Annotated in this window: 9 protein-coding genes; 2 read left to right on the top strand and 7 right to left on the bottom strand. The window is 68.6% G+C overall.

Going from position 1 to position 11888, the window contains the following annotated elements:
• Window positions 1–266 precede the first annotated feature (266 nt).
• Both RBS60_RS00880 and RBS60_RS00875 read left to right on the top strand, forming a co-directional pair.
• A complete protein-coding gene (locus RBS60_RS00880; RefSeq protein WP_307955625.1) occupies window positions 267–1469 on the top strand; it encodes an acetyl-CoA C-acetyltransferase in 1203 nt (400 codons plus the stop codon).
• Window positions 1470–1472: 3 nt separating this feature from the next.
• Window positions 1473–2063 (top strand): YbaK/EbsC family protein, encoded by a 591-nt coding sequence (locus RBS60_RS00875; RefSeq protein WP_307955624.1) that lies wholly within the window; start codon window positions 1473–1475, stop codon window positions 2061–2063.
• Between the two features lie 133 nt (window positions 2064–2196).
• Here the strand turns inward: RBS60_RS00875 and rplL are convergent, their stop codons facing one another.
• From rplL to RBS60_RS00840, 7 genes are all read right to left on the bottom strand, one after another.
• Window positions 2197–2574: a 50S ribosomal protein L7/L12 gene (rplL, locus tag RBS60_RS00870; RefSeq protein WP_307955623.1), complete on the bottom strand. Its 378-nt coding sequence runs from the start codon at window positions 2572–2574 to the stop codon at window positions 2197–2199.
• 76 nt (window positions 2575–2650) lie between these two features.
• Entirely contained in the window at window positions 2651–3256 is a 606-nt protein-coding gene (gene rplJ / locus RBS60_RS00865; RefSeq protein WP_307955622.1) for a 50S ribosomal protein L10, read from the bottom strand.
• 419 nt (window positions 3257–3675) lie between these two features.
• Window positions 3676–4950, bottom strand: coding sequence for an MFS transporter (locus RBS60_RS00860; protein WP_374049190.1), 1275 nt, complete (start codon window positions 4948–4950; stop codon window positions 3676–3678).
• A gap of 50 nt (window positions 4951–5000) precedes the next feature.
• Window positions 5001–5750, bottom strand: a complete 750-nt coding sequence (gene narI, locus RBS60_RS00855) for a respiratory nitrate reductase subunit gamma (RefSeq protein WP_307955621.1) — start codon at window positions 5748–5750, stop codon at window positions 5001–5003.
• The gene (gene narJ / locus RBS60_RS00850) at window positions 5750–6424 is read right to left on the bottom strand and encodes a nitrate reductase molybdenum cofactor assembly chaperone (RefSeq protein ID WP_307955620.1); all 675 of its coding nucleotides are present in this window, start codon (window positions 6422–6424) and stop codon (window positions 5750–5752) included. The genes narI and narJ overlap by 1 nt, the downstream gene beginning before the upstream one ends.
• Window positions 6411–8084: a nitrate reductase subunit beta gene (narH, locus tag RBS60_RS00845; protein WP_307955619.1), complete on the bottom strand. Its 1674-nt coding sequence runs from the start codon at window positions 8082–8084 to the stop codon at window positions 6411–6413. Before narH ends, narJ begins: the two co-directional genes overlap by 14 nt.
• 28 nt (window positions 8085–8112) lie before the next feature.
• Window positions 8113–11844 (bottom strand): nitrate reductase subunit alpha, encoded by a 3732-nt coding sequence (locus tag RBS60_RS00840; RefSeq protein ID WP_307955618.1) that lies wholly within the window; start codon window positions 11842–11844, stop codon window positions 8113–8115.
• Window positions 11845–11888: the final 44 nt, after the last annotated feature.

Below are 11888 nucleotides of genomic sequence, written 5' to 3'. Positions count from 1 at the left end.
TCACCATACCGCAGATGGGCGCACGTGTCTACCGCAGACTCCGTCCCCGGTCAAGTGTCTCCTCGGAGACGACCCCGGAGGGGCAGTCTCAACGAGTCGCCGGAGGCAAACCGCGAGCAACACTGTACACCCGGGGGACAGACCGCGAGCGGGTGCGCCGATGGCGCGGGTGCGCCGGTAGCACAGAGGTATCACAGAGGGATGCGCCGGTCGCAGAGAGGTGGTTGGGCTGTAGCCTGATGCACAGGAGATCAAAGGAGAGATCCATGAGCAACGGTGCTTCCGGCAACAATGATGTTGTCATCCTGTCCGCCGCGCGGACCCCGCTGGGTCGGCTCAACGGGCAGCTCGTCTCGTTCAGCGCGGTGGACCTCGGGGCTCATGCCATCACCGCGGCGATCGCCCAGGCGGGCATCGGAGCCGACGCGGTCGACGCCGTCATCATGGGCCAGGTCCTGCAGGCCGGTGCTGGCCAGAACCCCGCCAGGCAGAGCGCCGTCGCCGCGGGAGTGGGCTGGAACGTCCCGTGCGTGACCATCAACAAGGTGTGCCTCTCGGGGCTCACCGCAGTGATCGACGCCGCGCGGCTCATCCGCTCGGGCGAGGCGACGGTCGTCGTGGCGGGCGGTCAGGAGTCCATGTCCCGCGCGCCGCACGTCCTTCCCGGCTCCCGCCAGGGCTGGACCTACGGAACTGTCGGCGCGCTCGACGTCGCGGCGCATGACGGCCTCACGGACGCCTTCGACGGACAGTCCATGGGCCTGTCCACCGAGGCGAAGAACCTGACCCTCGGGATCGACCGCAAGTCCCAGGACGAGGTCGCGGTGGCCTCGCACGTGCGCGCCGCGATCGCGCAGAAGGAGGGCGTGTTCGAGGGCGAGATCGCGCCCATCGTTGTGAAGCAGCGCAAGGGCGATCCGATCACGCTGACCGAGGACGAGGGCGTCCGCCCCGGCACCTCGCTCGAGACCCTCGCACCGCTGAGGGCGGCCTTCGCCTCCGACGGCACGATCACCGCAGGCAACTCCTCTCCCCTCTCCGACGGCGCCGCAGCCCTCGTGGTGACGACCCGCGCCTACGCCGAGGAGCACGGGCTGCCCTGGCTCGCCGTGGTGGGGAAGCCGGGACAGGTTGCTGGCCCCGACAACTCGCTGCACTCGCAGCCTTCCCACGCCATCCAGCAGGCGCTCTCCCGTGCCGGGTGGACCACTGAGGACCTCGACTTCATCGAGATCAACGAGGCCTTCGGCTCCGTGGCCGTGCAGTCCCTCAAGGACCTGCACTACTCGCTCGAGAAGTGCAACATCCACGGCGGCGCGATCGCGCTCGGCCACCCGATCGGCGCCTCTGGGGCCCGGCTCGCTGGCCACGCAGCCCATGAGCTCGCCCGCCGCGGTTCGGGCAAGGCCGCCGTGTCGCTGTGCGGCGGCGGCGGTCAGGGCGAGGCGCTCCTCCTCTACAGGGACTGACCCGTGAACGACGACGACGTGGCGCACGACGGCGCCGGGCCGGGTGCCGCCCGAGGCGCGGCTCCCGCGCGGGGTGCGGGACCGGCGTCGGGCGCCCCCGGCGATGGAGAGCCCACCGACGGCAAGCCCACAGATGGCCATGCGCGGTTCCTCGCCGACGCCAAGTCGCGCGGCGTCGAGGTCGAGGTGGCCGAGAGGGGCCGGGCGCACAGCCTCGAAGAGGCGGCCGCCAACCTGGGGATCGAGCCACGGGACATCGTGAAGTCGCTCGTGGTGAAGCGCTCGGACGGCTCGTTCCTGTTCGCGCTGATTCCCGGCGACCGGCAGATCTCCTGGCCCAAGCTCCGAAAGCTCGTCGGCGTCAACAAGCTGTCCATGCCTCCGGCCGGGGTGGCCCTCGAGGCGACGGGCTACGAGCGCGGCACCATTACCCCGCTCGGGTCTACGACCGCGTGGCCGGTGTGGGCGGACTCGTCGATCTCGGGCCGCATCTCGCTCGGGGCAGGTGTCCACGGGCGCAGTGCGTTCGTCGATTCGGGCCAGCTGTTCGCAGCCCTCGGGGCGTCCGTCGCGGACATCAGCGACCCCGCCTGACGCCCGCTCCGACAGCTGGCGCCGCAGCGCACCGTTCGTGAACGATCCCTTCCACACGGAAGAGGCCCCGCATCCGTCGTAGACGGTTGCGGGGCTCTTCGCAGGAGCCGGGGCTCCGGGTGAAGCGGGGAACCTACTTGAGGGTGACCCTGGCGCCAGCGGCCTCGAGGACCTCCTTGGCCTTCTCGGCAGCTTCCTTGGTCGCGCCCTCGAGGACGGCCTTGGGGGCGGCGTCGACGAGGTCCTTGGCCTCCTTGAGACCGAGGGACGTGAGGGAGCGCACCTCCTTGATGACCGCGATCTTCTTGTCGCCAGCAGCCTCGAGGATGACGTCGAAGGCAGTCTGCTCTTCCTCGGCAGCAGCCTCGGCGCCGCCGGCGGGGCCCGCGACGGCAACCGCAGCAGCGGTGACCTCGAAGACCTCCTCGAACTTCTTCACGAACTCGGAGAGCTCGATGATCGTAAGCTCCTTGAAGGCCTCGATCAGCTCGTCCTGGGTGAGCTTCGCCATGATTGGCGTCCTTTCGCTAGGTGGTGCTCCGCCGTCGTACAGCGCCGCACCGAGAGTGGGGGTGGGTGGAAGAGAATCAGTTCTCTTCGGCGGGGGCCTCGGCGGCGGCCGGAGCCTCAGGTGCTTCGGCCGGAGCCGCAGCCTCCTGCGCCGTGGCCTCCTCAGCAGCGGGAGCGTCGGCGGCAGCCGGAGCGCCACCCTCCTCCTCGAGCTTGAGACGCAGTGCGTCGATGGTGCGTGCAGCCGCGGCCATGGGGGCCTTGAGGATGCCGGCAACCTTGGCGAGCTGCAGCTCGCGGGACTCCAGTGCCGCAAGGGCAGCAACGGCGCTCGCATCGAGCGCCTTGCCCTCGAAGAAGCCGGTCTTGATGACCAGCTGCTTGTTGTCCTTGGCAAAGTCGGTCAGGCTCTTGGCAGCCGCAACGGCGTCACCCTTGATGAACGCAATCGCGGTCGGTCCGGCAAGCTGGCCGTCGAACGCATCGACGCCGGCCTCCTTCGCGGCGATGGCGGTCAAGGAGTTCTTGACGACCGAGAACTTGTTCTCGGTGCCGAGCGAACGACGCAGCTTCTTGAGCTGGGCGACGGTGAGCCCGCGGTATTCGGTCAGGACTGCAGCGTTCGACTCCTGGAAATCCTTGGTGATCTCCTCGACAGCTGCCACCTTGTTAGGCGTTGCCATAACCCTCCTTCCGGGGAACAGTGCCGGTGGGGGCGGTCCCGGGAACGTGAAACGCCCCGCGCAGATGCACGGGGCGTGGCATTCGGGCTTGTCGGCCGCGAGCGTTCGCTCAGTTCACCTGCGCAGGCCGCCCCATGCTCGGGGACCTTCGGTGGAGACGCGTACCGCTTATCGGCACGCACCATCCATCGACCGGCGGTCTTTGGTCCTTCAACAGTACGCGACGATGCCCAGCATGCCAAATCGAAGCGCGTCCGATCAGGCGGGCTGGACCGCGTCCGATCGGGCGGGCTGGACCGGGGCCGGGCGGAGGGGGCCCGAGAGGCGGACCGGGGTACGTTCCGCCGCCCGGGACGCGCACGACGTCGGTGACTCACCGGCGGCGACCGGCCCGCCGGCGTCGTGCGTCGCGTGAGGTGTCAGGCCGGCGCGCGTCCTGCCGCAGCCTGCGCGCGCCTGCGGCCCATCAACAGGGCCAGGACAAGTGCCACCAGGGCAGTCGCGGCCAGAAGCAGCAGCCCGATCGCGTAGGAGTGCTCCTGGGCATTGTACGTGGCACCCATGACGAGCGGCGGGAAGTAGCCGCCCAGTCCGCCCGCAGCGCTCACCACGCCTGTCACGGCGCCGACAGTTCCGGGAGGGGCCTGCTTGCCGACCCATGCGAATACGCCGCCCGTGCCGAGCCCGAGGGATGCGGCCATCGCAAGGAACGTGAGTCCGGTGGCGACCTCGCCGGAGGGCTGGGAATTCACGACGAACGCGAGGCCAGAGACGCCGATGAGCGCAACGACCACGACCAGCTTCGACCCGATCCGGTCGGCGATGATCCCGCCGATCGGGCGGGCGATGACCGCCGCGAGTGCGAAGCCTGCCGTGCGCGTGCCGGCCGAGGTGAGGTCGAAGCTGTAGATGTCCCGCAGGTAGGTGGGAAGGTACGTGCTGAAGGAGACGAACCCGCCGAACACCACGGCGTAGAGGAAACAGAGCTGCCACGTGACTGCCATCTTCGCGGCGTTCACGAGCTTGCCGAAGCTCCCGGAGGTGACCGGTGTCCAGGTCGGCGATTCGCGCATGAAGAAGAACACGACCGCCGCCATGATCAGGAGGAGGGCGGCAACGATGATGTGGGTCTGCCAGTATCCGATCGAGGTGACCAATCGCGGCGTCAGGAACGCCGAGAGCGCCGTGCCTCCCATGCCCATCCCGAAGATCCCTGTTGCAAAGCCCTGTCTGCTCTTCGGGTACCACGCCGCAGAGAAGGGGATGCCGGCCGTGAACACTGTGCCCGCCACTCCGAGGAAGAAGCCGACGACGAGCAGGAGCGCATACGACTTCATGCTGCCCGCGAGCGCGATGAGCAGGACGAGGGGCGCAGTCAGCACGAGGATGACGGTCAGGAGCCGCCTTCCACCGAACTTGTCGGTCAGAACGCCCACGGGCACGCGGCCTACGGCGCCGACGAGGACGGGCATGGCAACGAGTGCACCCGTCTGCGCCGCGTTGAGTCCCAGATCATGCGCATAGCGCGTGCCGAGGGGCGCAATCACGGTCCAGCCCCAGAAGCCCACCACGGAGGCCAGGGTCGCGAGGGTGAGGTTGCGGGCGGCCCCCGGGTGGGATGCCGCGGGATCACCCGTGGCGGCTGCCGCAGGGCCGGCAGCTCGGCGGGATCTAGGGTCGGGTGCGGTGCTCACGGGTCCTCCTGGCCTGGGGATGGGTGCTCAGGTGCTCAGTGCTGCTTGGCTCAATGGTCGCGGTCACGCGTGCCGGTGGTCTCCCAGCCTCGGCGAACCTCGCGGGCGCCCGGAGCCGCGCCCTCGTCGCGCGTGCGGTAGACGATGTAGGGACGGAACAGGTAGTGGAACGGTGCCGTCAGGGCGTGCACGAGCCGCGTGAACGGCCACATCGCGAACAGGATCATTCCCACGACCGTGTGCCACTTGAACTCCATCGGCGCGGCGGCCATCGAGGCGACGTCCGGCTGCAGCACGAAGAGCGATCGGAACCAAGGGCTCACGGTCTCGCGGTAGTCGAAGGCGGTGTTGGAGGGCTGCGCGGCGCTCACGAGAGTGGTCCACACGCCGAGCGCGATGGCCCCGACGAGGAAGACGTACATCGCCTTGTCGTTCCGGGTCGTGGCCATGAACACAGGGCCGGTCCGCCGTCGGCGGATGACGAGCAGGACAATGCCCAGCAGCGTCGAGACGCCCGCGATGAGGCCCACCGAGAGCGCGAGGGCGTGATAGAGGGCCTCTGACATGCCCACGGCATCGGTCAAGGACTTCGGGATCACGAGCCCCACGAAGTGCCCAGCGACGACGAACACGAGGCCGTAGTGGAACATCGGCGAGGCGATCCGCAGGAGTCTGGACTCGTACAGCTGGGACGAGCGCGTGGTCCAGCCGAACTGGTCGAACCGGTAGCGCCAGATACTGCCGCCGATGAGGATCAGCACCATGAGGTACGGGGCAACGCCCCACAGCAGGACGTCCATCAGTGCGCTCCTTGAGTCACAGTGCGGCCGCTCCGGTTCTGCGGCGGCGTGGCCTCTGCAAGCGGCAGGAGCCGGGGGTCGAAGGGCTCGAGGCCCACCTGCTCGACGGGCGGGCCCGCGAGCGCCATGGCCTCAGCACGGCTCGTGGGCGACGGGCCTGGCAGCGTGCTGCAGACCGCCTCGAGGACGGGCGCATAGACCGGCGCATCGGCGGCCAGCTCGATCCGCAGGAGCTCGAGGCTCGCACGGTACTCCGCAAGGAGCGATCGGCCGACTGTATAGTCCACCCGCGCGGTGAATTCGAGGACGAGCGGAAGGAAGTCGGGGAGTTCACCGCCGAGGTCCACGAGCCAGCCGCTGTCGCGGTACCGCTGCTTGAACCGCCCGAGGGTCTCTCCGCGGCGGCGCGTGTCCCCGTCTGTCCAGTAGGAAAGGTGCAGGGCGTGCCGTCGCGAGAGGTCGAACGTGTCCACGTAGCGGCGGCACGCGACCGGCTCGTCGTCGTCCGCTATCTGAGCCGCGGTCGCCTCGAGGAGCCGCGGCAGCGGACCAGCTTGCTCTGCGAGCGCGGCCCGCAGCGTGGGGAGCAGTCCGCGGACCCGCACGTCCGGATAGTCGAGGAGCACGGCGGCCGCCGCGTACAGGACACGGTTGCGCGGTTCAGTCCCCCGCATCGCCGCCCCCGTTCGTCGGGAACAGGCCGTCCGGCACACCGCGACCGTCCCAGTTCAGCAGGTTGACGCGCCCGCGCAGGGAGCCCGGCTGCGCCTCGCCTCCCGACGTCTGACGCTGCTTGAGCGCGTGGAACGTCTCCACCGCCACGGGGACGGGCTTGCCGCTGCCCTCGCCGAACACGTCCGACGGGTACATTCCGGGGCCGTCCTCGAAGTCGAGGGAGCAGCCCATCTCCTCGAGGTTGTGCGCCTGCTCGACGTGGGCCTTCGGGATCACGTAGCGATCGCTGTACTTCGCGATCGCCATGAGCCGGTACATCTCCTGGATCGTCTGTCCATCCAGCCCGACGCCCTCGGCGATCGACTCGTCGGTGCCTGTCCCGAGCGAGATTCCGCGCATGTAGGCGCGCATCGCGGCGAGGCGCCGCAGCACGCCGTCGATGATGCCGGTGTCTCCCGCGGTGAACAGCTCGGCGAGGTACTCGGACGGAATCCGGAGGGCGTCGATGGCTCCGAAGAGGGTACCGGCGTCTTCCGCATCGTGGCCCTGGCTGCTGAGGAGGTCCACGATCGGGGACAGCGGCGGGATGTACCAGACCATCGGCATGGTCCGGTACTCGGGATGCAGCGGCAGGGCCACTTGGTAGACCTTGGCCAGCTTGTAGATCGGCGAGCGCCGAGCGGCGTCGAGCCAGTCCTCGGGGATCCCGTCGCGGCGGGCCGCTGCAATCACGTCGGGGTCGTTCGGATCGAGCAGGAGGTCGAGCTGGGCGCGGTAGAGGTCCTTCGGATCGGGGGTCGACGCCGCCGCGGTCACCGCGTCGACGTCGTAGAGGAAGATGCCGAGGTACCTGAGGCGGCCCACGCAGGTCTCGGAGCAGACGGTCGGCAGGCCGATTTCAATGCGCGGGTAGCAGAACGTGCACTTCTCGGCCTTGCCGCTCTTGTGGTTGAAGTACATCTTCTTGTACGGGCAGCCCGTGATGCATTGGCGCCAGCCACGGCAGCGGTCCTGGTCCACCAGCACGATCCCGTCCTCGGCCCGCTTGTAGATAGCCCCTGAGGGGCAGGAGGCCATGCAGGAGGGGTTGAGGCAGTGCTCGCAGATGCGCGGGAGGTAGAACATGAACGTCTGCTCGAACTCGAACTTGATCTTCTCGTTCGACTCCCGGCGGAGCTTCTCAACGATCGGATCGAGTTCGCCGTTCTGCATGGAACCGCCGAGATCGTCGTCCCAGTTCGCGCTCCACGTGATCTTCGTGTCCTCGCCCGTGATGAGGGACTTGGGCCGGGCCACCGGGAAGTCATCGCCGAGCGGGGCCTCGATGAGCGTCTTGTAGTCGTAGGTCCAGGGCTCGTAGTAGTCCTTGAGCTCGGGCTGGACCGGGCTCGCGAAGATCCCGAGGAGCTTCTTGACCCGCCCCCCGCCCTTGAGCCGGAGGCGTCCGCGCCGGTTCAGTTCCCACCCGCCGCGCCACCGCTCCTGGTCCTCGTACCTGCGGGGGTAGCCCTGACCAGGGCGGGTCTCGACGTTGTTGAACCACACGTACTCCGTGCCCGCGCGGTTGGTCCAGGCCTGCTTGCAGGTCACGGAGCACGTGTGGCACCCGATGCACTTGTCGAGGTTCATCACCATGCCGACTTGGGCCATGACCCTCATGAGACTGCCTTCCGGTGGAGAGTTCCCATCAGTACGTGACCTCCTGCGAACGCTTGCGGATGGTGCTGACCATGTCTCGCTGGTTGCCTGTCGGGCCGAGGTAGTTGAACGCGTACGAGAGCTGCGCGTAACCGCCGATGAGGTGCGTCGGCTTCACCAGGAGCCGGGTGGCCGAGTTGTGGATGCCGCCGCGCCGTCCCGTGGCCTCCGACTTCGGGACGTCGATCGTGCGCTCCTGGGCGTGGTACACATACACGACGCCGGCCGGCATGCGGTGGCTCACGATCGCGCGCCCCACGAACACGCCGTTGGCGTTGACGCATTCGATCCAGTCGTTGTCCTCGACGCCGATTGCGGCAGCGTCCTCGGAACTCATCCAGCACGTCGGGCCGCCCCGCGAGAGCGAGAGCATGAACAGGTTGTCCTGGTACTCGGAGTGGATGGACCACTTGCTGTGCGGGGTGAGGAACCGCACCGTGACCTCCATGCCGTTCTGCCCGAGCCGGGGTTCGCCGAAGAGCCGGTGCATGTCCAGCGGCGGCCGGTAGATCGGCAGCGCCTCGCCCAGATCCCGCATCCAGTCGTGGTCGAGGAAGAAGTGCATCCGCCCGGTGAGCGTGTGCCAGGGCTTGAGGCGTTCGACGTTGATGGTGAACGGCGCGTACCGCCGACCACCGGTCTCGGACCCCGACCATTCGGGGCTCGTGATGACGGGGACCGGGGCGGCCTGGGTGTCCGCGAACCGGATCAGCTTCTCCTCCGAGCCCTCGGCGAGGTCTGCGAGGCGGCGGCCCGTGCGGCGTTCGAGCTGGCGGAAGCCCTGCACGGCGAGTTCGCCGTTGGTCGTTCCCGAGAAGGCGAGGACCGCCTCGGCGAGCTTCGCGTCCGTGTCGATCGCCGGCAGGCCCGCCGCCACGCCGTGGGACATGACGCCGTTCGCGCCCGCGAGCCGGTCGAGCGTGTGCCCGAGCTCGAACGTCACGTTCTTGACCGTGAACCCCTTCTCACGGGCGAGGGGACCGATGGCCGCGAGCTTCTCGGCGATGGCAGTGTAGTCGCGTTCCACGACGGTCACCTGCGGCATGGTCACGCCTGGGATGGCCGGGACGTCCGCGTCCCGCCAGTCACGCACGACGCCGCCGGGCTGGGCGATCTGTCCCGGCGTGTCATGCTGGAGCGGCACCGTGACGAGGTCTCGCCGGACCCCGAGGTGGGTGCGGGCCTGCTTGGACAGCTCCTGCGCGAGCAGGTGGAACATCTCGAAGTCCGTCTTCGTCTCCCACGGCGGATCGATCGCGGGGCTGAAGGCATGCACGTAGGGGTGCATGTCGGTAGAGGAGAGATCGTGCTTCTCGTACCAGGTCGCGGCGGGGAACACGATGTCGGAGAGGAGCGTCGTGGACGTCATGCGGAAGTCCGCAGACATCAGCAGGTCGAGTTTGCCCTCCGGCGTCTCCTCGCGCCACGCGACGTCCCGCGGGTGCGGCATGCCCGGCTCGGCCTCGTTCCCCATGACGTTGTGGTGCGTCCCGAGGAGGTTCTTGAGGAAGTACTCATTGCCCTTCGCGGACGATCCGAGAAGGTTCGAGCGCCACAGCACGAGCGTCCGGGGCCAGTTCTCGGGGGCGTCGATGTCGTCGACCGCGGCGGTAAGGGCGCCGGCCTTGAGCTGTGCAGCGACGTAGGCGGCCTCAGTCTCCGCGGCCCCGGCCGCGACGGCCTCGTGGGCCTCATCGGCGACCTCGAGCGGGCTGCGGTTGAACTGGGGGTAGAAAGGCATCCAGCCGAGCCGGGCCGACTGCGCGATGGCGTCCGCCGTATGCATGCCGTCGAGGTTGCCCTCGGCCAGCGGCGAGGCGAGGGACGAGGCGGAGTAGCCGTCGTTGCGCCACTGGCCGGTGTGCATGTACCAGTACGAGGTACCCGTCATCGTGCGCGGCGGCCGCGACCAGTCGAGTCCGTTCGCCAGCGAGACCCAGCCCGTGAGCGGGCGGGTCTTCTCCTGGCCTACGTAGTGGGCCCATCCCCCGCCGTTGCGTCCCATCGAGCCAGTCAGAAGCAGCAGGGAGAGGACCGAGCGATACGTGACGTCGCCGTGGAACCACTGGCAGATGCCGGCGCCCATGATCACCATGGACCGGCCGTTGGACTCCTCGGCGTTGCGGGCGAACTCGCGGGCGACCCGGAGGCACTGGGCGACGGGAACGTTGGTGATGCCTTCCTGCCAGGCCGGGGTGTAGGGGGTGCTTGCGTCCTCGTAGCCGGTGGGCCACTCCCCCGGCAGGCCGGGACGGGCCACGCCGTACTGGGCCAGCATGAGGTCGAACACCGTCGTGACGGTCCTGCCGGACACCTCGCGCACGGGGACACCGCGGCGCAGCACCGATCCGGAGCCGTCCGCGGCTTCGAAGCACGGGAGCATCACTTCGGCGACGCGCGACGGCGGGGCGACCCCGCCGCCGTCGGCCGCGGAGAGCAGCGGGTCGACACTGCCCAGATCGAGGTTCCAGCGGCCCTCGTCGGAGGAGTTGTACCGGAAGCCGATCGATCCGTTCGGGACCACGGGCTCCCCCGTGGCGGAGTCGAGCAGGACCGTCTTCCACGCGGCGTCGGCCTGGCCCTCCTGCCCCGGAAGGTCCGCGGCGGTGAGGAACTTGCCCGGCACGAGCCCCGCGCCGTCCTGCGAGGGGACCAGCGTGATGAGGAACGGCAGGTCCGTGTAGCGCTTCGCGAAGTCGGTGAAGAACGGCACTTCGCGGTCGAGGTAGAACTCCTTGAGGATTACGTGGCCCATGGCCATCGCTAGCGCCGCATCGGTACCGGCCTGCGGCGCCATCCACTCGTCGGCGAACTTGGTGTTGTCCGCGTAGTCCGGGCTCACGACGACGACCTTCGTGCCCCGGTAGCGCACCTCGGTCATCCAGTGGGCATCCGGCGTACGGGTCACCGGGACATTCGATCCCCACATCACGAGGTAGGTCGAGTCCCACCAGTCCCCCGACTCCGGGACGTCGGTCTGGTCGCCGAACACCTGGGGGCTTGCCACGGGCAGGTCGGCGTACCAGTCGTAGAAGCTCGTCATGACGCCGCCGATGAGCTGGATGAACCGCGTACCCACGCAGTGGCTCACGATCGACATGGCCGGGATGGGAGAGAAGCCAGAGCAGCGGTCCGGCCCGTAGGTCTTGATCGTGTGGACATGGGCGGCCGCGGCCATCTCGACGGCCTCGTTCCAGCTCGCGCGGACGAGTCCGCCCTTGCCGCGCGCCTGTTGGTAGCGTCGCCGACGCTCCGGGTCCGAGACGACGTCGGCCCAGGCCTGCACCGGGTCCCCGAGGCGGTGCTTCGCCTCGCGGTACATCTCGAGCAGCACGCCTCGCACGTAGGGGTAGCGCACGCGCGTCGGCGAGTACGTGTACCACGAGAAGGCGGCACCGCGCGGGCAGCCTCTCGGCTCGTATTCCGGACGGTCCGGTCCGACGGACGGATAGTCGGTCTGCTGCGACTCCCAGGTGATAATGCCGTCCTTGACGTACACCTTCCACGAACAGGACCCTGTGCAGTTCACGCCATGGGTCGAGCGCACCACCTTGTCGTGGCTCCACCGGTCCCGGTAGAACACGTCACCGGCCCGTCCGCCCTCGCGGAAGACGGCACGCCCATCGTCCGTCTCCTCCCAACGTGTGAAGAAGCGCCCCATCGCGAGCATCGCGTCTGAAGCGCTTCCATCGAGTCCTGAGCGGATCGGTCCGGCTGCCATGGGCACACTCTAAGAATCGGAGGATCGCCGAGGGAAGGCCATAA

It is taken from the genome of Sinomonas sp. ASV486, from assembly GCF_030908215.1.
In the GTDB taxonomy this organism is placed as follows: domain Bacteria; phylum Actinomycetota; class Actinomycetes; order Actinomycetales; family Micrococcaceae; genus Sinomonas; species Sinomonas puerhi.
Note: the sequence above shows the minus strand (reverse complement) of the source record. Positions and strands in the feature narration are given on the sequence as shown.

Bases quoted from the DNA above. Each gene is read 5' to 3' on its own strand.
- RBS60_RS00880 (WP_307955625.1), top strand. From the start codon at position 267: ATGAGCAACGGTGCTTCCGGCAACAATGATGTTGTCATCCTGTCCGCC.
- rplL (WP_307955623.1), bottom strand. From the start codon at position 2,574: ATGGCGAAGCTCACCCAGGACGAGCTGATCGAGGCCTTCAAGGAGCTT.
- rplJ (WP_307955622.1), bottom strand. From the start codon at position 3,256: ATGGCAACGCCTAACAAGGTGGCAGCTGTCGAGGAGATCACCAAGGAT.
- narI (WP_307955621.1), bottom strand. From the start codon at position 5,750: ATGGACGTCCTGCTGTGGGGCGTTGCCCCGTACCTCATGGTGCTGATC.
- narJ (WP_307955620.1), bottom strand. From the start codon at position 6,424: ATGCGGGGGACTGAACCGCGCAACCGTGTCCTGTACGCGGCGGCCGCC.
- narH (WP_307955619.1), bottom strand. From the start codon at position 8,084: ATGAGGGTCATGGCCCAAGTCGGCATGGTGATGAACCTCGACAAGTGC.
- RBS60_RS00840 (WP_307955618.1), bottom strand. From the start codon at position 11,844: ATGGCAGCCGGACCGATCCGCTCAGGACTCGATGGAAGCGCTTCAGAC.